Below are 22,916 nucleotides of genomic sequence, written 5' to 3'. Positions count from 1 at the left end.
ACTCCCCGTGATCTGGATCGACCCGCCCCGCTGGCCGGCGCACGGCACGCTGTTCTGCCACGTCGTGTCGGACGCCTCGCTGCCTGAGCTGCACCTGTTCGCCCGCCGGGCGGGGCTCCACCCGGGCGCCTTCGACCACGACCACTACGACGCCCCCGCCGAGCGCCACGCCGCCCTGGTGGACGCCGGCGCCACCCCGGTCGACTCCCGCGAGCTCCTGCGCCGCCTGGTCGCCGGCGGGCTGCGCGTCCGGCCCGCCCAGAAGGGCCCCCGCCGGGCCGCGGCGGCGGCGTCCGCCCGTCGCCACTGGGACGCCGACCCACCTGCGACGGCGGGCGTCCGCGACGCGCTGCTCACCCGTTGGGGCGAGCCCCACCGGCGCTACCACGACGTGCGTCACCTGGCCCAGTGCCTACACGCGCTGGACGCCCTCGGCGCGACCGACCCCCGGGTGCGGCTGGCCGCCTGGTTCCACGACGCCGTGTACGAGGGAAGGGCCGGCGAGGACGAGCGGGCTTCCGCCGCGTTGGCCGGCGCATTGCTGGCGCCGCACCTGCCCGTGGCCGACGTGGCCGAGGTGCAACGGCTGGTGCTGCTCACAGCGACCCACGACCCCGACCCCGGCGATGTCCGCGGCGCCGCGCTCGTGGACGCCGACCTCTCCGTCCTCGCGTTGCCCACCGCCCGCTACCACGTGTACGCGCGCGACGTGCGGCAGGAGTACGCCGCCGTGGCCGAACCGACGTTCGTGGCGGGCCGCACGGCCGTCCTGCAAGGACTGTTGGCCCTCGACCCGCTCTACCGCTCGGCGTCCGCCCAGGCCTGGGCGGACGCCGCCACGGCGAACCTCTCCGCCGAGCTCGACCACCTGCGGACCCACCGCGTGCCCCTGGTGTGACCGTTCCGCCCGGCGGGCCGTCTTGGCCTGACTTGGTCGAACATGGCACTCTGGGCCGACGTGAGCCCTGCACCCCGTGCCGTCCAAGAATCCCGCTGGAGCGAGGCCGAGTGGCCCCTCGGCGCCCTCCTGCGCCGCAGCGAGGGCACCACGACGTTCGCCGTCGCCGCACCGCGCGCCACCCGCGTGCAGCTGGAGTTCTACCCCGAGGCCGTGGGTGCGGACGCCCACGCGACGTTCGCCATGGGCCAGGGGGCGGACGGCCTCTGGCGCGCGGAGGTGGACGGCGCCCGGCACGGCACCCTCTACGGCTTCCGCGTCTGGGGTGAGAACTGGACCTTCGACGAGGCCTGGACCCCCGGCTCCACCGCCGGTTTCGTCTCCGACCGGGACGAGGAGCTGAACCACTTCAACCCCAACAAGGTGCTGTTCGACCCCTACGCGCGCGAGGTCACGCACAACACCATGAGCGCCCGGGTCGAGGAGGCCGGCGGCGACCGCGGCGTGTTCGGTTCGGGCCCGGTGGAATGGCGGGGCCGCCCGGGACGCGAGGTGGACACGGCGCGCTACGCGCCGAAGGGCGTGGTGATCGAGGATGACACCAGCATCGGCGTCCACCCCCGCCACCCGGAGGAGGACAACGCGATCTACGAGGCGCACGTCAAGAACCTGACGATGCACCCCAGCTCGGCCAAGCTCGGTGACCTCCTGGCCGGCGTGCCCGGGTTTGCCGGCCTGCCCAACATCCCCGACGAGCTGCGCGGCACCTACGCCGGCGCGGCCCTCATGGCGCCCTACCTCAAGGCGCTCGGGCTCACGGTCATCGAGCTGCTGCCCGTCCACGAGACCGACTCCGACCAGGTGGGCGACCAGAACGGCACCACCAACCACTGGGGCTACCAGACCCTGGCCTTCTTCGCGCCCAACCGCGACTACGCCCACGACAAGTCCTTGGGCGGCCCCACCCGCGAGTTCAAGCAGATGGTGCTGGCCTTCCACGAGGCGGGGATCGAGGTGTTCCTCGACGTGGTGTACAACCACTCCGCCGAGGGTGGCAACTGGAACGGCGAGCTGGACGCCGCCGGCTTCACCACGCTGGGGGGCTTCGCCACCACCGAGTACTACGTGTTGACCTCGGACGGCGGCCTCATCGACGGCGCGACCGGCACGTCCAACCAGATGAACTTCAGCTCCACGATCACCTGCAACCTCGTGCTCGACTCGCTGGTGCACTGGCACGACACCATGGGCGTGGACGGCTTCCGGTTCGACCTCGCGCCCGTCCTCGGACGCCGCCCCGAGTCCGCGCAGGCCGAGGACTGGGTGGCCCAACGCCGCTTCTTTTCCAACCACCCGCTGTTGGACGACGTCGCCCGGCTCGCCGCCGAGAACGAGTTCGAGGTCATCGCGGAGGCGTGGGACCTGTGGGGTTACGAGGTCGGCAACTTCCCCTCCGGTTGGGGCGAGTGGAACGGGCGGTTCCGCGACGCGATGCGCGCCTACTGCAAGGGCGACGCCAACACCGACGACTTCATGGCGTTCTTCAACGGCGACTACCTGCACTTCAACAGCAACGACGGCCCGCAGAAGTCGGTCAACTTCGTCACCGCGCACGACGGTTTCACCATGTTCGACCTGGTGGCCTACAACGAGAAGAACAATGACCAGCCGTTCCCGTTCGGGCCCTCCGACGGTGGCTCGGACAACAACCTGTCGTGGGATTCGGGCGGCGACCTGGCCCTGCGCCGGACGCGGTGGCGCAACTTCTGGCTCCTGACGTTGCTGGCGCGCGGCGTCCCCATGGTGGTCTCGGGCGACGAGTACGGCCGCTCGCAGAACGGCAACAACAACCCGTGGTCGCTCAACACGGTCGGGATCTGGAACAACTGGGCCCAGGCCGCCTCGAACGCGCCGATGCGCGTCCCGGTCGACCCGCGTGACCCCGAGCTGACCGGCTACAACCACGCCATGGGCATCACGGACGCCCCCGAGGGCGTCAACCCGCTGCTGGTGTTCGCGCGCTTCGTGGCGCACCTGCGGCAGTCGCAGGAGACGTTCCGGCAACGGACCTGGGGCGACACCGAGCGGGGTGGCGAGAACGTCGCCTACGTGTATTTCAGCACCGACCTGAACGATCCGCCCTCGCCGGGCGACCGTCAGATCGCCGTCGCCATCGACTCCGGCGCGACGAACGGTGACGACTTCTGGGTGCTCATCAACATGTACGACCAGCCCGCCCGGTTCGACCTGGCGGAGTGGACCGAGGACGAGGACACCCAGCACGACTGGTACCGCATCATCGACACGGCGCCGTGGGCGGAGTCCGAGTTCAACTGCTGGTCGCAGGAGGACGCCCTCCACGTCACGGGCGAGTACACGGTCGAACCGTGGTCGATCGTCGTGCTCGAAGCCCGCCCGACCAGGGTGCCCGATCCCGTGCCCGGCAACCTGTGGGGTCGCGGCGGCGGTCTGCAGATGGACCGCTGGGGCATCCCCTACCTGCGGGGCCGGTTCGGCGAGGTGCTGGACCGCATCCGGCGCGGCGCCGACCGTCCGGCCCCGGTGGCGGAGGGCCCGACCGGACAGATCAGCGCCGACGGCACGCCCTCGGGCAAGCCCGCCGCCCCGGTGGCCGACGTGCCTACCGACGACGACCAAGGCAGCTGAGGCGTCACTCGGCCACGTCGCGGCGCTGGAACGCGATCAGGGACGCCACCGCCAGCGCGCCGGTCAGCACCAGCAGATAGGTGAGACCGTGGGCGAATGGCAGGTGACGTTCCACCATGCCCTCGCCCGGTTCGAGGGCCGGCACCCAGTAGGTGGTGCCCAGAGCGAGGTAGGCCATCAGGTTGGTCTCGGGCATCAGGGTGGCGAGGAATTCCAGGCCGGGCACGTAGGTGACTGCGCCGAACATCGACGTCAGCACCAGGTAGGCCACCGGCACAGCGGCCGCGGCGACGGTGTTGCGGAACAGCACGGCCATGGCCGCCCCGATCAGCGCGGCCAGCGCGGCGAACCCAAGTCCGCGGGCGGCGATGCCGAGGGGTGGGCCCCAATCGCCCACCGATGCCGGGCCCTGGAACATGACGAACCCGATGGTGGTCACGCCCAGCACCACCGCGCTCATCACCAGGGCTGCCACGGCGGACATCAGTACCGCGACCACGTTCTTGGCGGTCCAGACGCGGGTGCGGTCGGGGACGAAGGTGAGCCAGGTGGCGATGGTGCCGTGCCGGAACTCCGCCCCCCAGAAGCTCGCCGCGACCAGCATGGCGAGCATCCCGCCCAGGATTCCCGCAAAGATCGCCGCGCTGCGCATCCCGTCCGCCCATGCGAGCGGGGCGGGGACGTAGTCAGATTTCACGGGGGCCGCGAGTGTCTCCGCACACATGGCCTGCGGATTCTCATCCTCCGGCGTCGCGTCCAGGCAGTCCTGGTACCACTCCTGGTGATTCTCGTTCCAGTCGGCCAGGTAGGAGGCGTAGTCAACCTTGGCCTGGGCCACGGTGGCCTCGTCGGGTGGCTCGGCGCTCGCGGCCATGGCCACGCCGCTCATCACGGCGAGCAGGAGGAACACGGCAACGGTGGCCCACAGGCCCCGCCGGCGCAACCACCGGAGCGCCTCGGCCGCGATGACGTGCCTCATGCCGCTCCCTCCCGTGCCCCGCTCGGGTCGCCGGGGAACACGATGCCCTGGCCGGACGTGGCCGTCAGGTGTTCGCGCGCGGTGAGGGCCAGGAACACGTCTTCCAGGCTCGGCGTCGCCCGGATCAACTCGGTGGGCCACAGCCCGGCCTCACCCAGGGTGCGAGCGATGGCGTCCGGCCGCGGGGCGGCGTCCGGGTGGCTGACGGTGACACGGTCGGAACCATCGAGGGCGACCATGTAACCCGCGTCGGTGAGCGCGCGCGCGGCGTCCTCCACGGGCCGGACGCGCACCTGCACCCGGCCGGACGACGTCAGCAGTTCCGCCACGGTGCCTTCGCGGAGCAACCGGCCGCGTCCGATGATGCTGACCGTGTCGGCCACCTGCTGCACCTCGGCGAGCAGATGACTCGAGATCACGACCGTGCGCCCCGCCTCCGCCAACCCGCGCAGCGTGACGCGCACCTCGTGCATTCCGGCCGGGTCGAGCCCGTTGGTGGGTTCGTCGAAGATGAGCACCTCCGGATCCTTCAGCAGTGTCGCGGCGATCGCCAGGCGCTGCCGCATGCCGAGCGAGTATCCGTGGACGAGGTCCTTCGCCCGTGGCCCGAGACCGACCTGATCGATCACCGCGTCCACCCGCTGCCGCGGCAGCCCGATGCCACGCCCCAACACGACGAGGTTGTCGCGGCCGCTCATGGTGGGGAACAGCTTTGGCTGCTCCACGATCGCACCCACGCGGTCGATGACGTCGGGGAGCCCGTCCGGCACCGGCGTGCCGAGAATCGTCATCGTGCCGGCGTCCGCCCGCGTCAGGCCGAGAAGCATCCGCAGCGTGGTCGTCTTGCCCGAGCCGTTGGGCCCCAGAAACGCATGGACGCCGCCGCGCGGCACGGTGAGATCCAGATCGGAAACCGCTGCGACGCGTCCGCGCCGATACGTCTTGCGCAATCCGCGGATCACGATCGCGTGCTGGCCGGGATCCTCGGCGTCCGGGACGCCGGGGTCGTGGTCGTTGGGGCCAACGAGGTGGCGGTCGTGGGCGTCGCGGTCGTGGGCGTGGGCGTCGCGGTCGTGGGCGTGGGCGTCGCGGTCGTGGGCGTCCCCCCCGATGTCGGGGCGATGGGCGTCGCGCTCAGCGGGGTCGCTGGCACCCTCGGATCGGCTGGCCTGCATGGGCCCATCCTCCCCTGTCGCTGCCGACTGGACGACCCGCCCCGGTCGGACGTTGCCGCCCCCCGGTCCGACCACGGGCGGACGAGCCCCGACGGCCACCCCGCCGTGGGGGCCACCGCCACGCTGCCCCGCCACCCGGAGCCAGCGGCCCCGACCTTGGCGCCCCCCTGCCCGTCGCGCCGCCACCCTGCCAGTGCCACTGCCCCGCTGCGCTGACCGCCTCGCTCTTGGCCCCGCCACCCTGCCCTTCTCGCCGCCACCCTGCCCTTCTCGCCGCCTCCCCGCCAGAAGCCCAGCACCCTGCCGTTGCGACGGCAGGGTGGTGCACGCGCGACAGGGTCGCAGCGCGAACGGCAGGGCGGGGGCCGCATAGGCAGGGAGGCCGCACCAGACACCGGGGGTTCCTGCGCACGAGCGACAGGGTCGCAGCACGAACGGCAGGACGGCGGCCGCATAGGCAGGGAGGCGGTCGCTTTGGCAGGGAGGCGGTCGCTTTTGGCAGGGAGGCGGTCGCTTTGGCAGGGAGGTCTCGACAAGGCCAGAGTGGGCGGCTCCTCCGCCGGCTAGGGGACCCCCGACCGGGGACCCCGAGTCGCTCTCCCCGGGTCGTCGGTTGCCACGCATTGCCCACCCCATGCTTGCCGTGGGGTGGCGCCATGGGTTACTTTCTTCGCGAGCCAGTTGGTTCATTCAGGGTTGTTACTCTCCTCGCCGCAGAGGCAAGACCTGGGACGATGCGTCGTCCCGGGCTTTTTTTGTGCCCGGGGAGCGGATCGAAAGGGGGTCGACATGGCAGTCGACTACGACACGTTGGCGTCCGACATCGTCGCCAAGGTGGGCGGCAAGGAGAACATTCGCTCGGCCAAGCACTGCGCCACCCGGCTGCGGCTCGACCTACGCGACGAAGGCAAGGCCGCCACGCAGGCCATCAAGGATCTCGACGGTGTCATCACCGTGGTGCAGGCCGGCGGCCAGTACCAGATCGTCATCGGTGACGACGTCCCGATCGTGCACGCTGCCGATCAGCTTCGAGGGGTCCGCGGGGTGGGGCGACGCCATCGCGATCGTCCCGTGGCGGCTGTACGAGGCCTACGGCGACGTGGGCGTTCTCGAGCGCACCTACCCGGCGATGCGCCGCTGGCTCGCCCACGTGAGCGAGGTCGCCGAGCGGTTCCGCCACCACGCCCGGACGGGGCCGACACAACCCCACGAGCGCTACCTATGGGACGCCGGGTTCCACTGGGGCGAGTGGCTCGAGCCGGGCGGCCAGTGGAGCCCGATGGACGACCACGGCATCGTCGCCACCGCCTACTACGCCTGGACCGCGCGACTCATGGCCCAGGTCGCCACCGTGTTGGGGGACGCCGACGCCGCGGCCGAGCACGCCGCCCTGGCCGAGCGGGTGACCGACGCCTGGCGCACCGAGTACTGGCGTGACGGCCGCCTGACCCACGAGTCGCAGGCCAACTACGTGCGCGCCCTCACCCTCGGCCTGGTACCGGACGCCGATCGCGCGGCCGCCGCGTCCCGGCTCGTCGAGCTGGTGCACGAGGCGGACGACCACCTCGGCACCGGCTTCCTGACCACGCCGTGGCTGCTGCCGACGCTGGCCGACGCGGGCCACGCCGACCTCGCGCACCGCGTGCTGGGTCAGCGCGACTACCCCGGTTGGCTGATCATGCCCGAGCGCGGCGCGACGACCGTGTGGGAGAACTGGGACGGTGTGGACCCCGAGGGCATCGCGTCCGCCTCGCTCAGTCACTACAGCAAGGGTGGCGTGATCGACTTCTTCCACAGCCACATCGCGGGCCTGCGGCGTCTCGAGCCGGGGTGGACGCGGTTCGCCGTCGCACCCGTGCCGGGTGGCGGCATCACGTGGGCCGAGGCGTCCTTCGACTCCCCGCAGGGGCGCATCGCGGTGCGCTGGGAGGCCGACGGGGACGTGCTCCGCGCGGAGGTCACGGTGCCCGAGGGGTCGGTCGCCGAGGTCATGCTGCCGGGTGCACAACCCGTCGAACTGGACCCAGGGCGCCATGTGGTGAATTCCGGAGCGATGGTTGACCCCGGGACTTCACCCGCGTGACACCCGTTGGTCAGAGGAGCGACGTCCTGAACCCCTTGACCGTCGCCACCAACCCCGGGCAGGGTGGACCTCGGCTGCTCGCCAACCGTTCGTCGCGTTGCCTCCCATCCTGATGCGCTCGGGTCGTGGTGTGGGTCCGCGTCGGCGGCCCCCTGACTGGAGGAATCACATGAAGAAGAGCCTGTCCATCGCCGCTGCCGGCCTGCTCGCCCTCACCTCGATCGGACTCACGACCCAGACCAGTTCTGCCGCCTTCACGACCCGCTGCGTGGGTGAGGGCGGCGCCGTCACGATTCCGGGCGACCTCGTCGTCCCGGCCGGCCAGGCCTGTTACCTCAACGGCACCGTGATCCAGGGCAACGTCCGCGTCCAGAGCGGCGCCGACCTGGTGATGACCGGGGTGACCGTGTCGGGTGACACCGTCGTGCGGGACGACGGCTACCTGGAGGCCGTCGACTCCACCCTGGAGGGCGCCCTCACCGCGCGCCAGAGCTTCGGCAACGTGCTGGACGGCAGCACCGTGGCGGGCGCCGTCACCACGGTCAACGACACCACCGGCACCGGCTTCATCATCATCGATGAATCGCACCTGGCCGATCGCGTGCGCTCCACCGGCGGCGCGCTGGACCTCTCCTCCTCGACCGTCGCCGGCCAGGTCCAGGGCATCCGGACGGAGTACACCGACGTCTACGACGCGGTAATCGAGGGGGCCCTGCAGGTCGACGGCAACACCGTCGGCTCGGTCGTCTGCGACTCGGAGGTCTACGGTCCGGCCACGTGGCGGGGCAACCAGACGGGCGTGCAGCTCGGTGGTGACCTCTCCCACGGCGCCCTGTCCAACTGCGACGGGTCGAACTACTTCGGCGGCAACGTCACCGTGGACAACACCTCCGGAGGGGTCTGGGTCGTCGGCAACATCATTCGGGGCGGCCTGACCGGCACCGGCAACGATCCGGCTCCGGTCGGCGCGGGCAACCGGGTCCGGGGCGAGCTGGGCGGCCAGTTCACCGCCATGGGGGCACCGACCGGCCCGGCCGTTTCCGCGCAGCGCGCGAACGGGCGCGTGGCCGAGACGGTGACCGAGCGCAGCGCCGAGCAGGTGACCGGGCGTGGCGCCGAGGTGCGTCAGGACGCGCTCGACCGTTCCGCAAAGGCCACGCAGCGCGCGGAGGCGGCCGGCGCCGCCTTCTGAGATACCTCCGTGTGAGGCACTCCGGACTGGCCCCGACGCTTCGGCGTCGGGGCCAGTCTCACGCGCGCAGGGCGCGCGCGAGCGCTGCCGTCCAGGCCCGGGTGAACGCGCGCGCCCCCGGCACGGGGAGCATGTCGGCCGCATGGGGCATGCCTGGCTCCACGACCAACTCGGCCGGCACCCCGGATTGCTCGAGTCGGTGCGCGTACGCGACGTCCTCGTCGTGGAACAGGTCGAGATCGCCGACGCCGATCCACGCCGGCGCCAGCCCGGTGAGGTCCTCGCGTCGGGACGCCGCGGCGTACGGCCGGGGCTCGGCCCGGCCGGGCGGGTGCCCGAGGAACCACGTCCACGCGATCCGGTTCTGCGCCGGCGTCCAGACCAGTTCGCCCCGCCCCGCCGGGTCGGCCAGCACCGTCCGGTCATCGAGCATGGGGTAGATCAACACCTGGAACGCCAGCGGGACGCCCTCGTCGTGGGCCCGTTGGGCGAGCACGGCGGCCAGCCCGCCGCCGGCGCTCTCGCCGCCAACCGCGATGCGCGCCGGGTCGAGACCCAGCTCCTCCGCGTGGTCGTGCAGCCAGCAAAGGGCCGTCATGGCGTCGTCGAGCGCGGCGGGGAACGGGTGTTCGGGAGCGAGCCGGTAGTCGATCGCGATCACGAGGACGCCGAGCTCGCGCGCGAGCCGGTTGGCGACGCCATGGCTCATCCAGGGCCCGCCGGTGATCATGCCGCCGCCGTGCAACCAGAGCACCGCCCCGGACGGCCGATTCCGCGTGGGCGGATCGTAGAGGTAGCCCCCCACGCGGACGCCGGCGCCCGGGTCGTCGAACATCGTCGGGACACCGAGGCCCGGCGGCAGCAGACGGGGCAGCACCGCCGCCAGCCCGCCGCGGCGCGGTGGGCGCCGGGTGGCGTCCGGCGGGAGCAGCAGCAACGGCGTGCGCCAGCGGGGAGCCACCCGCCCGAGCGCCCGTACCGGTGCGGACGCCAGCGCGGTGCGGACGCCGAACCAGGCCCCGGCTCCCAGGGCGAACGCGAGGATCGGCCGCGCCCGTGCCGGACGCCCGGGCCGGCTCACTGGTGGCCGACGACGGGGTGCGGCACGTACGGCTCCTCCAGGGCCGCCATCTCGTCCTCGGTCAGCTCGACGTCGAGGGCGCCGATCGCCGTGTCGAGGTGGGACAGCTTGGTCGCGCCGACGACGGGGGCCACGACCGGATCCTTCGCGAGCAGCCACGCGAGCGCCACCTGGGCCCGCTCCACGCCGCGCGCCGCGGCGATCTCGGCAACCATGGCGATGATCTCGCCGTCCTTCTCGGCGGTGGCGTCGTACTTGCTGCGCTGCACGGCGTCCGACTCCGACCGCTCGGTCTTCGTGCCGGGGTCGCGCGTGAGGCGTCCGGACGCAAGCGGGCTGTACGGCGTCGACGCGATGCCGCGGGAGCGGCACAGCGGCAGCATCTCGCGCTCCTCCTCGCGGTAGAGGAGGTTGTAGTGGTTCTGCATCGAGACGAAGGGCGTCCAGCCATTGAGGTCGGCGGCGGCCAGGGCGGACGCGAACTGCCACGCCCACATCGCGGACGCCCCCAGGTAGCGGGCCTTGCCGCAGCGGACGACGTCGTCGAGCGCCGCCATGGTCTCCTCGATCGGGGTCTCCGGATCCCAGCGGTGGATGATGTAGAGGTCGACGTAGTCGGTGCCGAGGCGGCGCAGGCTGGCGTCGATCTGGCTCAACACGGCCTTGCGGGAGAGGCCCGCACCGTTCGGCCCCTCGTGCATGCGGCCGTGCAGCTTGGTGGCGATGACGATCTCGTCGCGATCGGCGTAGTCGGCCAGGGCCCGGCCGAGGATCTCCTCGCTCGTGCCGAGGGAATAGACGTTGGCGGTGTCGAAGAAGTTGATCCCCTGCTCGACGGCGTGCTTCACCACGGGGCGGGCGTCGTCCTCGCGGAGCACCCACGAGTGGATCCACTTCTCCGGGTCCCCGAACCCCATCGTGCCCAAACAGATCCGAGACACGTCCAGACCCGTGTTGCCCAACTTCGCGTACTCCATCGTCCGCTCCCCTCGCTCGGTGACCCAACCTAGAACGCCGCCCGCCACCATCGCAGGAGCCCAGAACGTGGCCCGATCCTCCGCCACCGTTGGAGGCGGACGGGCGACGTGGCGCAGCTGACATGCACGTGGCGCAGGGGAGCTCACCCGGCGGGCCGTGCACGGGCCGCCTTGTGAGCCGCGCTGCGCCACGTGGTGTCGGGGTGCGCCACGTGGATTGAAGTGCGCCACGTGGCGACACGGTGCGTCACGTGAGCTGGCGCCGCGCCACCCGACCCCCACACTGCTCCCCGAAGGCGTCGCGACAAGGCCCGATGACCCGTCACCATGAATTCCCCGAGGCTTGAAAGTGAAGTCTCAACCTTTCCTTAAGATTGGCCGAGAATCGGGTTCAACCAAGCCGGATGATGAGCCATAGTGGGCGTGCCGTAATTCCGCGGATCCCCCAACCGTCCGGGAGCTGACCGATGCCCTTCCGTACCCACATCCCCGTGCTCGCCCTCGCGCTCACCCTCGTGGGAGCGCCGACGGCGCTCGCCGCACCGCCGGTGACCACCCCTGCGCCCGAGGTGGGCAGCACGGAGGTGGCTCTGGCCGAGCTGCCCTCCGCCGAGCTGTCCGAGCTGTCCGACCTGCCGGAGGAGGTGGCGTCCGAGCTCGAGACGACCTCCGACCTGGCCGTGGAGACGGCCAGTCAGCCCCTCACCGACGAGGTTGCGGTTGCCGCGCTCATCCTGCCCGCGGACGCCGACCCCGCCTCGCTGTGGGTACGCAGCACCGCGGACGGCCAGCCCGAGGCCTGGGAGCAGATCCAGATCGACCCCACCGACGACGGTCAGAGCGGCACGGTCAGCAGCGAGCCGGTCATCATCTCGTCGAAGGACGAGGTCGAGGCGATCGTGGTGTCGGCCGACGGCGAGCCGGTCGGCGCCGAGCTGCAGGTGTACTCCTCGGTGGTCACCGCCGCGGACGCCACGGCGTCCGCCACTGCCTCCTCGTACGCGTGGGACAACCCGCGCATCCTGAGCAGGGCCGCCTGGGGCGCCGACGAGTCGCTCGTCCGCTACGGCTACTCCCGCGGCGAGGTCACCGGCGCGATGATCCACCACACCGCCGGCACGAACAGCTACACCTCCGCGCAGGTGCCCGCGATCCTGCGCTCGATCCAGGCCTTCCACGTCAACGGGCGCGGCTGGAACGACACGGCCTACAACGTGCTGGTCGACAAGTTCGGCCGCGCCTGGGAGGGGCGCGGCGGCGGCGTCAACCAGCCCATCGCCGGCGGCCACGCCTGGGGGGTCACCAACCGCCGCGTCTTCGGCATCTCGCTCATGGGCAACTACGAGACGGCCACGCCGTCGTCGGCCATGATCGAGACGATGAACCAGGTCATCGCCTGGAAGCTCCAGATGCACAACGTGAACCCCTACGGCAGCACGTGGGGTTCGGGCGGCCAGGACGGCGGTTCGACCTTCCTGCCCGCCATCTCGGGCCACCGCGACGAGAACGCCACCTCCTGCCCGGGGCGGTACGTCTACTCCCGGATGGGCACGATCCGCTCCCGCGTCCAGACGCTGATGAACACCACCCGCTACCCGCGCTTCCGCGACGTGCCGATCGGGCTGCAGTTCGAGCCGGAGATCCGCTGGATGGCGACCACCGGCATCTCCACCGGCTGGTCGGACGGCACCTACCGCCCGTGGGAACCGGTGACGCGCGAGGCCATGGCCGCCTTCCTCTACCGCATGGCCGGCTCGCCGGCCTACACGCCCCCGGCCACCTCCCCGTTCTCCGACGTGCCCACCTCGCACATGTACTACAAGGAGATCGCCTGGCTCGCCGCCACGCGTGTCGCGGAGGGGTACCCGGACGGCACGTTCCGCCCCGCCGCGACCACGAACCGCGACGCCATGGCCGCCTACCTCTACCGCATGTACAACCGGCCCTCGGGCACGGGCACCGTGTCCTACAACGACATCGCCCGCTCGAACCAGTTCTACCGTGAGATCGCCTGGCTGACCCAGCGCGGCATCGCCACGGGCTACCCGGACGGCTCCTTCCGCCCGACCGAGCCCGTGCGCCGTGACGCCATGGCCGCGTTCATGAACCGGTCGGTCAGCAAGCTCGGCACGCCGCGGCCGCAGGGCTGAGGCTTACTCCGTCTCCTGGGACGCCGCACGGGCGGCGACGAATGCGTCCACGCAGGCGCGGACGTCGTCGCCCGTGTGCGCCGCCGAGAGCTGGACGCGGATCCGCGCCTTGCCGCGGGGCACGACGGGGAAGCTGAACGGGATCACGTAGACCCCGTGGGCCAGCATGTGCTCCGCGACCCGGCCCGCCAGCCGCGCCCCGTCCTCCCCGGGGAACATCACCGGAGTGATCGGGTGCGGCGGCACGTCGGTGGGGATCACCCGCCCGGCGGCCGGGGCCCCCTGCGGGCCGGCGGTGAACGGGTCCAGGTCGAAACCCGCCTCGGTCATCAGCGAGCGGAACAGCTCGGTGTTCTCCCGCAGGCGCGCGCGGGCGTCGGCGGAGGCGTCCACCAGGTCGAGGGCCGCCAACGAGCCGGCCACCACGCTCGGGGCGACCGAGTTGCTGAACAGGTAGGGCCGCGCGCGCTGACGCAGCAGCTCGACCACGTCCGCCCGGCCGCTCACGTACCCCCCGGACGCCCCACCGAGCGCCTTGCCGAGCGTGCCGGTCAGCAGGTCGACCCGGTCGGCGACGCCGAACAGCTCCGACGTCCCACGACCGCCCTCGCCGACGAACCCGACGGCATGGGAGTCGTCCACCAGCACGAGCGCGTCATGGGCGTCGGCGAGGTCGCAGATCTCGCGCAGCGGGGCGTAGGCGCCGTCCATCGAGAAGACGCCGTCGGTCACGACGATGCGGAAGCGGGCGGACGCCGCCGCCTCCAGCTGGGCCGCCAGGTCAGCCATGTCGGCGTTGCGGTACCGGAACCGCTGCGCCTTGCACAGCCGGATGCCGTCGATGAGGGAGGCGTGGTTCAGCTCGTCGGAGATGATCGCGTCCTCCGCCGAGAACAGCGCCTCGAAGACGCCGGCGTTGGCGTCGAAGCAGCTCGAGAACAGGATCGTGTCGTCGGTGCCGAGGAACGCGCTGAGCCGGTTCTCCAAGGCGCGGTGGGGCGCCTGCGTTCCGCAGATGAACCGCACCGACGCCATGCCGAAGCCCCAGGCGTCCAGGCCCTCCCGCGCGGCGGCGACCACGGACGGCTCGTCGGCCAAGCCGAGATAGTTGTTGGCGCAGAAGTTCAGCACCCGGTCATCCGCCGTGCTGACGCCGATCTGCCCGCCCTGCGGAGTGGTGATCACTCGCTCGCGCTTGGTGAGCCCGGCGGCGTCGATCTCGTCGAGCGTGGCGCGGACGTGGGCTGCGAATGCGTCGGTCATGATTTCCTCTCACAGGGATTCCCCGGGGCCGGGGCGGGGGTCGGCGGGTCAGCTCCAGTCGAGGATCACCTTGCCGCACTGGCCCGAGCGGGCCGTGGCGAAGGCGTCCTCCCAGTCCTCTGCGGCGAAGCGGTGGGTGACGACCGAGCGGACGGCGTCCTTCAGCTGGGGCGACGTCGACAGGATGGACGTCATCAGGTACCAGGTCTCGAACATCTCGCGGCCGTAGATGCCCTTCACGGTGAGCATGTGCGTGATGATGCGGCCCCAGTTGACCGCGTAGCCGGACGCCGGCAGCCCCAGCATGGCGATCTTGCCGCCGTGGTTCATGTTGTCGATCATCTCGGCCACCGCGGCCGGCGCGCCGGACATCTCCAGGCCGACGTCGAACCCCTCCCGCATGCCGAGCTGGGCCTGGGCCTCCCGCAGCCGGGTGGTGCGGGGGTTGACCGTCAGATCGGCCCCGGCGCGCTCGGCGAGCGCGAGACGTTCCGGCGAGAGGTCGGTGACGACGACGTGGCGTGCCCCGGCGTGCTTGGCGATCGCCGTGGCCATGACGCCGATGGGCCCCGCACCCGTGACCAAGACGTCCTCCCCCACCAGGGGCCACTGCAGGGTGGTGTGGGTGGCGTTGCCGAGCGGGTCAAACAACGCGCCGAGCTCGGGATCGACCCAGTCGGGGTGCTTCCACACGTTCTCGACCGGCAGCACCACGTAGTCGGCGAACGCGCCGTCGGTGTTCACGCCGAGCCCGACCGTGCGGACGCACTGGTGGCGGCGTCCGGCGCGGCAGTTGCGGCAGTAACCGCAGACGATGTGCCCCTCGCCGGAGACCTTGTCGCCCGGCACGAGCTCCTTGACCTCGCGGCCGACCGCCACGATCTCGCCGTAGAACTCGTGGCCGATCGTCTGCGGCAGGTTCATCTGGGACGCCGCCCAGTCGTCCCACTGCTGCAGGTGGAGGTCCGTGCCGCAGAGGCCGGCCCGCTGGACGCGGACCTTCACCTCCCAGTCCCCCGCCTCCGGCTCGGGCCGCTCGACCAGTTCGAGCCCCGCCCCGGGCCGCATCTTCGCCAGCGCACGCATGGGGCCATCTTGGCATGCCGGGCCCGCGGGCCGGCGACCGGAGCGTCCCCAAGCGCTAGACGAGCAGCCAGCCCAGCATGGCGCTGCCCGCCGCGGCCAGGGCGAGGGCCACCACGGGCTGGTAGGGCCGCCGCTGCGGCAGCCACGGCGCGGACGGGGCCCGCAGCACCGCGAGCCAGGCCGCCCCCACCAGGGCCCCCAGGAGAAAACCGATCGCCCAGCGCAGGGCCCACTGCCAGGGCCCCAGCAGCGTCAGGGCGACGCCCGCCGCGGCTGCCATGACGACCGCCGCCAGGGCGCCCACCCGGCTCGGGAGCTGGTTGAGGCTGAGAAGGACGAGCAGCAGCACCAGAATCGCGGCCAGCACGCTGGCCACCCCCGCCGCGTTGGGCCCGAAGTGCACGCTCTGGGTGGGGTCGAGCAGCAGATGGCGGGCGATCGGGCCCACGTCCGCGTCGGTGGCGGCCAGCACGACGACCGCGCGGTCGGCGTCCGGCTGGAGCACGAGGTGGGTGGAGGTGCCGCCGGTGGCGCCGCCGTGGCTGAGGAGGACGGGGGTCTGGCTCGTGTCGACGCTCCAGCCGAGCCCGCGCCCGTGATCGGGTCCGGTCACGACGGGCTCGACGGCCCCGGCGCCCGGCACGGTGCCGTCGAGCACCGCCGTGGCGAACCGCGCCAGGTCGCCCGTCGTGGTGCGCGTGGCGCTCCCGGCGGCGGCGAAGCCGTCGCCGGTCCACGGCTGCACCGCCCGCCCGTTCGCCGTCCGCGGCCACACGAGCCCGTCCGGCTCCGACTCCCCGGCCTCCACGACGGTCGTGTCGTCCATCCCGAGCGGCTGGAACAGCCGCTCCTCCGCGAGCTGCGACCAGGTTTGGACGCCGGCGGCGCGCGCCTCTGCGATGCCCAGCAGCGCGACGCCGAAGTTGGAGTAGTTCTCCTCGCCGACGGCCGTGGTCGGGGCAGTCCGCGCGGCGTCGACCACGCGGTCCACCGTCCAGTCGCGGTAGGGGTCGCCCGTCCCCAGCGCCCCGCGGAAACGCACCAGCTCGCCGGGCACGCGGGGCAGCCCGCTCGTGTGGCTCGCCAACTGCTCCAGGGTCGCCGCCCCCGCCGGGGTGTCGGCAAGCTCGGGCAGATAGGTGGCGAGCGGCGCGTCCAGCTCCAGTTCACCGCGCGCCACCCCGTCGGCGAGCAGGTGCCCGGTGAAGGTCTTCGTGACCGAGCCGAGTTCGAACAAGGCGTCGCGGCCGTCCTCCGGCGAGCCGTCCGCCGCTGAGCCGGTGGTGTCACCCGCTGCGGCGTAACGCACCGCGTCACCCTCGACGCGGGCCACGGCAACCGAGGACATCCCGCGGCCCTCCCCGACCACGGCAGCGAGATCGGCCGCCAACGCCGGGTCACCGGTTTCGGTGGGGCCGAGGCGTGGATCGGGGGCCAGGAAGTGCGCCGCAAACGCGCCGATCAGCGCGGCCGCGAGGGCGCCGAGCAGCGCGCTCTGGGGCGTGGTGTCGGGCATGGCCGTCCCTCCTTCGACGCGTCACGACAGAAGCGGCCCAATTCACCAGGCGGCGCTCGAGGGAACTGTACCGGTACGACGCCGCAGATCAGGTCAGCCCCAGCCACGCGGCGAGCGCGATGAGGCTGCTGGCGCAGAGCGGGGGTCGGTAGGCTCGGCTCCGTGCCCACGCCCAAGCCCCACCCCACTCCGGGCCAGGTCGCGAGCATCGTTGACCTGCTGGCCGGGCGGCGCTGGGTGGCGCTGACCGGCGCAGGGCTGAGCACCGACTCGGGCATTCCCGACTACCGGGGCCCGGATGCGCGCCCGACCCGTCCCATCCAGTACGGCGAGTTCATCCGGCACGCCGACGCCCGGCGTCGCTACTGGGCCCGGTCGATGCAGGGCTACCGCAGCTTCGGCGCCGCGCCGCCCAACCCGGGGCACACGGCGTTGGCGGCGCTGGGCGTCCCGATCATCACGCAGAACGTCGACGGCCTGCACACTGCGGCCGGCTCGACCGACGTGGTCGACCTCCACGGCCTCATCGAGCGCGTCGCGTGCCTCGAGTGTGGCGACCTGACGCCGCGGCGCACCCTCCAGGAGCGGCTGGAGGACGCGAACCCACAGGTCACCGGCCAGATTCCGGCCGGCACCGCCGAGCTGCGCCCCGATGGCGACGCCGACATCGCCGACCCGGCCGACTTCGTCGTGGTGCCGTGCCTGCGCTGCGGCGGGGTGCTCAAACCCGACGTGGTCTTCTTCGGGGAGAACGTGCCGCGCGAGCGGGTGGCCCGCTCCTACGCGTTGGTCGACGCCGCCGAGGTGCTGCTGGTCGCCGGGTCGTCGCTCACCGTGATGTCGGGCCTGCGCTTCGCGCGCCACGCCGCCAAGGCGGGCACGCCGGTGGTGATCGTCAACCATGGCGCCACCCGCGCCGACGAACTGGCCGCCCTCACGGTCGATGCGGGCACCTCCGAGACCCTCACCGCGGTGCGTGCGGCGCTGACGGCCCCGGACGCCGTCGGCTCCTGACCCGCTCGCTTGCGCCCCACCGCGCGGTCCGCCATCCTGAAAGGCTGCCCAGCGCCCGAAAGGTCCGACCATGCTCACGATCAAGCCCGTCCCCACGCCCGCGCCGGGTGACGACACCGCACACCCGTGGGTGGAGGCAATGGCCGCGCTCGACGGCGCGACCTGCCGTGAGCTCTACGGGCACGACGACTTCAACGACAGCGTCGCCGCCCGCGTCCTCAGCCTGCGCGGGTCGCCCTACTGGAGCCAGGACGTGTGGGTGGCGCTGGACGGTGCGGGGGAGGTCGGCGACCCGGTGCTGGGGTACGTGGGTGCCGATCAGCCCCTGCGGGAGGACCCGGACACCGCCAGCCTGGACCTCACGGTGACCCGGGCAGCGCGCCGCCGCGGGGTGGGGACGGCGCTGTTGAACACCGCCGCCGCCGCCCTGGCCGCCCAGGGACGCACCACGCTGCTGGCCTGGGCCTTCGAACCAGGGCTCGGCCCCGACGGTGACGACGGCGTCGCTGCCTCCTCCGGAACGGGGGCGGTCGACCCGCGCCGACCCTCCAACGCCTTCCTGCTCCGTCACGGCTTCACCCTCGAACAGGTTGAGCGCCCATCCACCCTCACCCTCGACGAGGCCGCCCTCACCGCGGCACAACGGCACGCCGAGATGGCCCGCGTGGCTTCCGAGGACGACTACGAGCTGGTGGGCTGGGACGGCCCGGCCCCCGATGCGTTCGCCGAAGGGCGCGCCCTCTTGGAGGGCCGCATGAGCACCGACGTCCCGATGGCCGAGGAGCTGGGCGAGGCGCAGGCCTGGGATGTCGCCCGTCTGCGCTCGGCCGAGCAGCGGATGCTGGCGCGTGAGCGCGGGTGGGTGACCTCGGCGGCCCGCCACCGCGGCAGTGGCGAGCTGGTCGCGTTCACCCTGGTGGAGTGGCCCGGGCACAACCCGGCCGGGGTCTGGCAGGAGGGCACGCTGGTGCACCCCGACCACCGCGGCCACCGCCTCGGCATGCTGGTGAAGGCCGCGAACCTGCTGCGGCTCAGACGGGCCAACCCGCACGCCCTGCGCGTCCACACCTGGAACGCGGCGGAGAACGCCCACATGCTGGCGATCAACGACGCCCTCGGGTTCACCCCCACGGGCCTGGAGGGCGCTTGGCGGCGACGCTGATCCGCCTCACCAGGACGCGTGCACGTGCTCGGCGATCCGCTCCTCGTACAGCGCAGCCACGGCGGCGCGCTGCGCGTCGGTGACCGGGGCCAGCGAGCCGGCCGCGGCGTTGGCCCGCGCCTGCTCAGGGTTGCGCGCCCCCGGGATCACGACGCTGACACCGGGGGTGTCCACCAGCCAGCGCAGCGCGAACTGCGCCGGGGTGACGCCCTCGGGCGCCAACGCCGAGAACTCCTGGGCGGCGGCGACGCCGACGTCGTAGGGCACGCCGGAGAACGTCTCGCCCCGGTCGAACTGCTCGCCGTGGCGGTTGAAGCTGCGGTGGTCGTCCGCGGCGAACGTGGTGTCGGCGTCGTAGCGTCCGCTCAGCAGGCCCGAGGCCAGCGGCACGCGGGCGATGACGCCGACGCCCGCCTCCGCCGCGGCGGGCAGCACCCGCTCGAGCGGCTTGTGGCGAAAGGCGTTGACGATGATCTGGATGCTCGCCAGGCCGGGGTGCTCCAGGGCGGTCAGTGCCTCGTCGCACCGCTCGACCGAGACGCCATAGGCGCGGATCCGGCCCTCCGCGACGAGGGTCTCGAGCGCCTCGAACACCTGCGGTGAGGCGAACACCTCCGAGGGCGGGCAATGCAGCTGCACCAGGTCGAGCACCGCCACGTCGAGGTTCTCCCGGCTGCGGTCGATCCAGCGGCGGAAGGCGTCCAGGGTGTACGCGGACGCCTCGTGCGGATCGGCGCGCCGCCCCATCTTCGTGGCAACGACAACCGACCCCGCCGGCCGCTGCTTCACGAACCGGCCCACCAGCTGTTCGCTCCGGCCGTCACCGTAGACGTCCGCAGTGTCGAAGAAGGTGACACCGGCGTCCGCCGCCGCGTGCAGCGTGGCGAGCGCGTCGTCCTGCCCGACCTCACCCCAGCTGCCTCCGATCTGCCAGCAACCCATGCCGATGACCGAGGTCTCGAGCCCGAGCCGTTCCATCCGTCGCGTTTCCATGCATCCCACCTTGTCACACGCAGCGAAGCGGGGCGCCGGTCAGGTGACCAGGCGCCCCGCGGCGTGTCGCCCGGAGGCGAGGATGGACGTCAGCCCAGCTCGGGCACCCCGAACTCGGCGACGTAGCGGTGGAGGAACGCCGCCATCGCGTCACGGTTCACCGGATCGGTCGGGCGGAAGGTGCCGTCCGGCCAACCGGTCGTGATCCCCGTCGAGTGCAGCCAGGCGATCTCGGTGTAGAACTCCGAGTCGACCGTCACGTCGCTGAACGGCGAGGTCGCCGGCGGCGTGTAGGCGGGGCTGCCCGCGGCGCGGTGGAGGAAGGCCGCCATGGCGTCCCGGCCGATCGACAGGTCGGGGCGGAAGGTGCCGTCGCTCCAGCCGTTGGCGATCTCGCGCTGCGACAGCCACGCGATCTCCTTGTAGAACTGGTGGGTTGTCGGCACGTCACTGAACGGCGATTCGGCCGGGACGGGGAACTCGGGGCTCCCGGCGAGGCGGTACAGGAAGGCCGCCATGGCGTCACGATGGATCGCCGTCACCGGGCGGAACGTGCCGTCGGGCCAGCCCTGCGCGATCCCGGCCCCGCCCAGCCACGCGATCTCGTCGTGGAACTGCGTGGCCGGCGTCACGTCGGAGAACGACGCCGTGGGCAGCGCCGCCAGCGGCAGGGTCACGACCGTCCCCGATGGCTTGGCGACGAGCTGCACGGTGTCGGCCACGTACGCCGGGTTGACCGTCAGGGTGACGGTGGCCGCCCCGTCGCGCGTCGGGACGCCGGGCGTCCGCGCGGTCGTGATGGCGGCTGTCCCGATGGTGAAGCCGTCGACCACCACGTCGAACTCCGTGTTGGCCGGGGCGCCGAGGCTGGTCAGGTCGACCCCATCGACGCGCACCGTGGCCTGCTCGCCGCGCGCGACCGGCAGGGCGCCGTCGGTGACGGCCACGCCGTTCTTCTCGAACGACGGCTCCACCACGTCCTGCGCCGCCAGGTAGTTGATGAACGCATCCATGTCGATCAGGCCGAGGTCACGCACCTGCGTCCCCTGCTGCAGCGCGGTGAAGTTGTCCCCGCCGCCGATCAGGAAGCTGCCCGCCGCCACGGTGTAGGTGGCCGCCTCGTCCAGCGGCGCGCCGTCGACCCACACATCGAGGATGCGGCTGCCTGCGGCGGCGTCCGGGTCGTACGTGTAGCGCACGTTGTCCGAGAGCCCGAGCTTGAGGAACGGACGCGACGACGCCGCCGGCTGCCACTGCTGCTCGAGCACCTGGCGGAACACGGCACCCGTGACGTCGATGCTCTGCAGCGTGTTGGCGAAGGGGTTCACCGCGGCAGCCTCGGCGTAGGTGACCACCCCGTCGCCCTCGGCGTCGGAAGGATCGAACAAGAGATCGGCCCGCAGGCCGCCCGGGTTCATGATGCCGATGTCGGCGCCAGTCCGGCCGGGTTGGTTGGCCGCCCACGCCCACGCGTTGGCAGCCAGGTTGCCCAACGCGCTCTCGCGGAGGCGATCATCGCGCGTCGTGCCCCAGTAGACACCCTGGACGACCTGGGCGTCGCCGTAGGCCGTGGTGATGTCGGCGCTGATCTCGGCCACCGGTTGCGTGCCGATCTCCTTGGCGTTGGCCACGGCCTCGTCGACGATCTCGGCAGCCGCCGCATAGGTCGGGTCGGCCTCGCAGGCGGGCGTGACGGGCGCGGTCGCGAGCTGGCTGGCGATGTACTCCTCCACCTCGCCGGTCTCGGCGTTGTAGCCGAGCTGGACGACGCCGAGCCGCGCGCCGTAGCTGGCCGACTGGCTGATGACGCGCGTGCCGGACTCCACCGGGCCGTCCCACTGGTAGGCGAGGTGGGTGTGGCCGTTGAAGACGACGTCGACCGCGGGGGAGGTGTCGTTGACGATGCGGTCGAAGATCTCGGTGGCGTCCTCCGCTGCGCCTAGGCTCGTCGCCACGGCGGCACCGTCGTGGTACTCGGCGATGAGGACGTCGGCCTCGCCGTTCAGCGCGTTGCCGTCGGAGAGTTGGGCGGCCACCCGGTTGACGGCTGCGACCGGGTCGCCGAACTCGATCGATGAAATGCCGTCGGGCCCGACCAACGACGGCGTCTCGTCGGTGACCGCACCGATGATGCCGAGCATCACCCCGTTCACCTCGGTGAGGCGGTACTCCTCGAGCGCCGGGGTGGTCGTGCCCCGCTCGTAGACGTTCGCGCCCAGATACTGGAACCCGGCGGCCGGGATCGCCTCACCCTGCAACCAGGGGAAGCCGCGGTCGAACTCGTGGTTGCCGACGGCGGAGGCGGTGACGCCCAGCGCGTTGAGGTACTCCAGCGTCGGCAGGTCGCCGAGAATGTTGGAGGCGAACGACGACGCCCCGACGTTGTCACCGGCGGAGAGCAGCACCGTCTGCTCGGCGCCGTACGTGGCCCGTGCCGTCTGGATCGTGCAGGCGAAGTTCTTGCCGAGTACGCCCGTCAGGGCGAGGCCGTCGTCGATGCGGCCGTGGAAGTCGTTGAAGTTGAGCAGCGTGACGGGCGTGAGGCCCTCGCTGATGGCGTCGACGGGTGTCGCGGCCTGGGCCGAGCCGGCGATGCTGCCGGCGCCGAGCAGGCCGAGCGTCGCGGCCAGGGCCACGGCGCGTCGGGTGCGGTTCATGGTTCCTCCGGATGAGTGATGCG

General features: G+C 72.1%; 16 protein-coding genes and 1 pseudogene. 8 read left to right on the top strand and 9 right to left on the bottom strand.

Going from position 1 to position 22,916, the window contains the following annotated elements; translation table 11 throughout:
* Positions 1 to 7 precede the first annotated feature (7 nt).
* Both PCC79_RS00935 and PCC79_RS00930 read left to right on the top strand, forming a co-directional pair.
* Entirely contained in the window at positions 8 to 898 is an 891-nt protein-coding gene (locus PCC79_RS00935) for a DUF4031 domain-containing protein (protein WP_232548682.1), read from the top strand.
* A 60-nt stretch (positions 899 to 958) separates the two neighbouring features.
* Positions 959 to 3,565: an alpha-amylase family glycosyl hydrolase gene (locus tag PCC79_RS00930; protein ID WP_232548681.1), complete on the top strand. Its 2,607-nt coding sequence runs from the start codon at positions 959 to 961 to the stop codon at positions 3,563 to 3,565.
* A gap of 4 nt (positions 3,566 to 3,569) precedes the next feature.
* Here the strand turns inward: PCC79_RS00930 and PCC79_RS00925 are convergent, their stop codons facing one another.
* Both PCC79_RS00925 and PCC79_RS00920 read right to left on the bottom strand, forming a co-directional pair.
* Positions 3,570 to 4,544, bottom strand: a complete 975-nt coding sequence (locus PCC79_RS00925; protein WP_342372729.1) for an ABC transporter permease subunit — start codon at positions 4,542 to 4,544, stop codon at positions 3,570 to 3,572.
* Complete coding sequence (locus PCC79_RS00920) at positions 4,541 to 5,719, bottom strand: ABC transporter ATP-binding protein (RefSeq protein ID WP_232548679.1); 1,179 nt, start codon at positions 5,717 to 5,719, stop codon at positions 4,541 to 4,543. Before PCC79_RS00920 ends, PCC79_RS00925 begins: the two co-directional genes overlap by 4 nt.
* Before the next feature lie 789 nt (positions 5,720 to 6,508).
* Between PCC79_RS00920 and PCC79_RS17365 the strand changes: the two are divergent.
* From PCC79_RS17365 to PCC79_RS00910, 3 genes and pseudogenes are all read left to right on the top strand, one after another.
* Positions 6,509 to 6,589: pseudogene (locus PCC79_RS17365) on the top strand (hypothetical protein); the annotation flags it as partial.
* 121 nt (positions 6,590 to 6,710) lie between these two features.
* Complete coding sequence (locus tag PCC79_RS00915; protein WP_232548678.1) at positions 6,711 to 7,802, top strand: alpha-L-rhamnosidase C-terminal domain-containing protein; 1,092 nt, start codon at positions 6,711 to 6,713, stop codon at positions 7,800 to 7,802.
* Positions 7,803 to 7,971: 169 nt separating this feature from the next.
* Positions 7,972 to 8,994, top strand: a complete 1,023-nt coding sequence (locus tag PCC79_RS00910) for a hypothetical protein (RefSeq protein ID WP_232548677.1) — start codon at positions 7,972 to 7,974, stop codon at positions 8,992 to 8,994.
* Between the two features lie 58 nt (positions 8,995 to 9,052).
* Here the strand turns inward: PCC79_RS00910 and PCC79_RS00905 are convergent, their stop codons facing one another.
* Positions 9,053 to 10,075, bottom strand: a complete 1,023-nt coding sequence (locus PCC79_RS00905; protein WP_232548676.1) for an alpha/beta hydrolase — start codon at positions 10,073 to 10,075, stop codon at positions 9,053 to 9,055.
* Positions 10,072 to 11,052 carry an aldo/keto reductase gene (locus PCC79_RS00900; RefSeq protein WP_342372728.1) on the bottom strand — a complete coding sequence of 327 codons (981 nt, stop codon included), beginning with the start codon at positions 11,050 to 11,052 and terminating at the stop codon, positions 10,072 to 10,074. The genes PCC79_RS00905 and PCC79_RS00900 overlap by 4 nt, the downstream gene beginning before the upstream one ends.
* 467 nt (positions 11,053 to 11,519) lie before the next feature.
* On the opposite strand from PCC79_RS00900, the gene PCC79_RS00895 reads away from it, so the two are divergent.
* The gene (locus PCC79_RS00895; RefSeq protein ID WP_342372727.1) at positions 11,520 to 13,202 is read left to right on the top strand and encodes an S-layer homology domain-containing protein; all 1,683 of its coding nucleotides are present in this window, start codon (positions 11,520 to 11,522) and stop codon (positions 13,200 to 13,202) included.
* Between the two features lie 3 nt (positions 13,203 to 13,205).
* Here the strand turns inward: PCC79_RS00895 and PCC79_RS00890 are convergent, their stop codons facing one another.
* The 3 genes from PCC79_RS00890 to PCC79_RS00880 are packed head-to-tail and all read right to left on the bottom strand — an operon-like array spanning position 13,206 to position 17,067.
* Complete coding sequence (locus tag PCC79_RS00890; RefSeq protein ID WP_342372726.1) at positions 13,206 to 14,465, bottom strand: glycine C-acetyltransferase; 1,260 nt, start codon at positions 14,463 to 14,465, stop codon at positions 13,206 to 13,208.
* 48 nt (positions 14,466 to 14,513) lie between these two features.
* Entirely contained in the window at positions 14,514 to 15,551 is a 1,038-nt protein-coding gene (tdh, locus tag PCC79_RS00885) for an L-threonine 3-dehydrogenase (RefSeq protein WP_232548672.1), read from the bottom strand.
* A 55-nt stretch (positions 15,552 to 15,606) separates the two neighbouring features.
* On the bottom strand, positions 15,607 to 17,067 hold the full coding sequence (locus PCC79_RS00880; RefSeq protein WP_342372725.1) for a serine hydrolase domain-containing protein: 1,461 nt from the start codon (positions 17,065 to 17,067) through the stop codon (positions 15,607 to 15,609).
* A gap of 162 nt (positions 17,068 to 17,229) precedes the next feature.
* Between PCC79_RS00880 and PCC79_RS00875 the strand changes: the two genes are divergently transcribed.
* The gene (locus PCC79_RS00875; RefSeq protein WP_342372724.1) at positions 17,230 to 18,081 is read left to right on the top strand and encodes an NAD-dependent protein deacetylase; all 852 of its coding nucleotides are present in this window, start codon (positions 17,230 to 17,232) and stop codon (positions 18,079 to 18,081) included.
* Positions 18,082 to 18,151: 70 nt separating this feature from the next.
* The gene (locus tag PCC79_RS00870) at positions 18,152 to 19,243 is read left to right on the top strand and encodes a GNAT family N-acetyltransferase (RefSeq protein WP_342372723.1); all 1,092 of its coding nucleotides are present in this window, start codon (positions 18,152 to 18,154) and stop codon (positions 19,241 to 19,243) included.
* A 6-nt stretch (positions 19,244 to 19,249) separates the two neighbouring features.
* On the opposite strand, the gene PCC79_RS00865 is transcribed toward PCC79_RS00870, so the two are convergent.
* Both PCC79_RS00865 and PCC79_RS00860 read right to left on the bottom strand, forming a co-directional pair.
* Positions 19,250 to 20,236, bottom strand: coding sequence for an aldo/keto reductase (locus tag PCC79_RS00865; RefSeq protein WP_342372722.1), 987 nt, complete (start codon positions 20,234 to 20,236; stop codon positions 19,250 to 19,252).
* 89 nt (positions 20,237 to 20,325) lie between these two features.
* A complete protein-coding gene (locus PCC79_RS00860; protein ID WP_232548667.1) occupies positions 20,326 to 22,893 on the bottom strand; it encodes a 5'-nucleotidase C-terminal domain-containing protein in 2,568 nt (855 codons plus the stop codon).
* Between the last annotated feature and the right edge of the window lie 23 nt (positions 22,894 to 22,916).

It is taken from the genome of Propioniciclava soli (assembly GCF_038502305.1).
GTDB classification, from domain to species: domain Bacteria; phylum Actinomycetota; class Actinomycetes; order Propionibacteriales; family Propionibacteriaceae; genus Propioniciclava; species Propioniciclava soli.
This window is presented reverse-complemented; position numbering and strand designations above follow the sequence as displayed.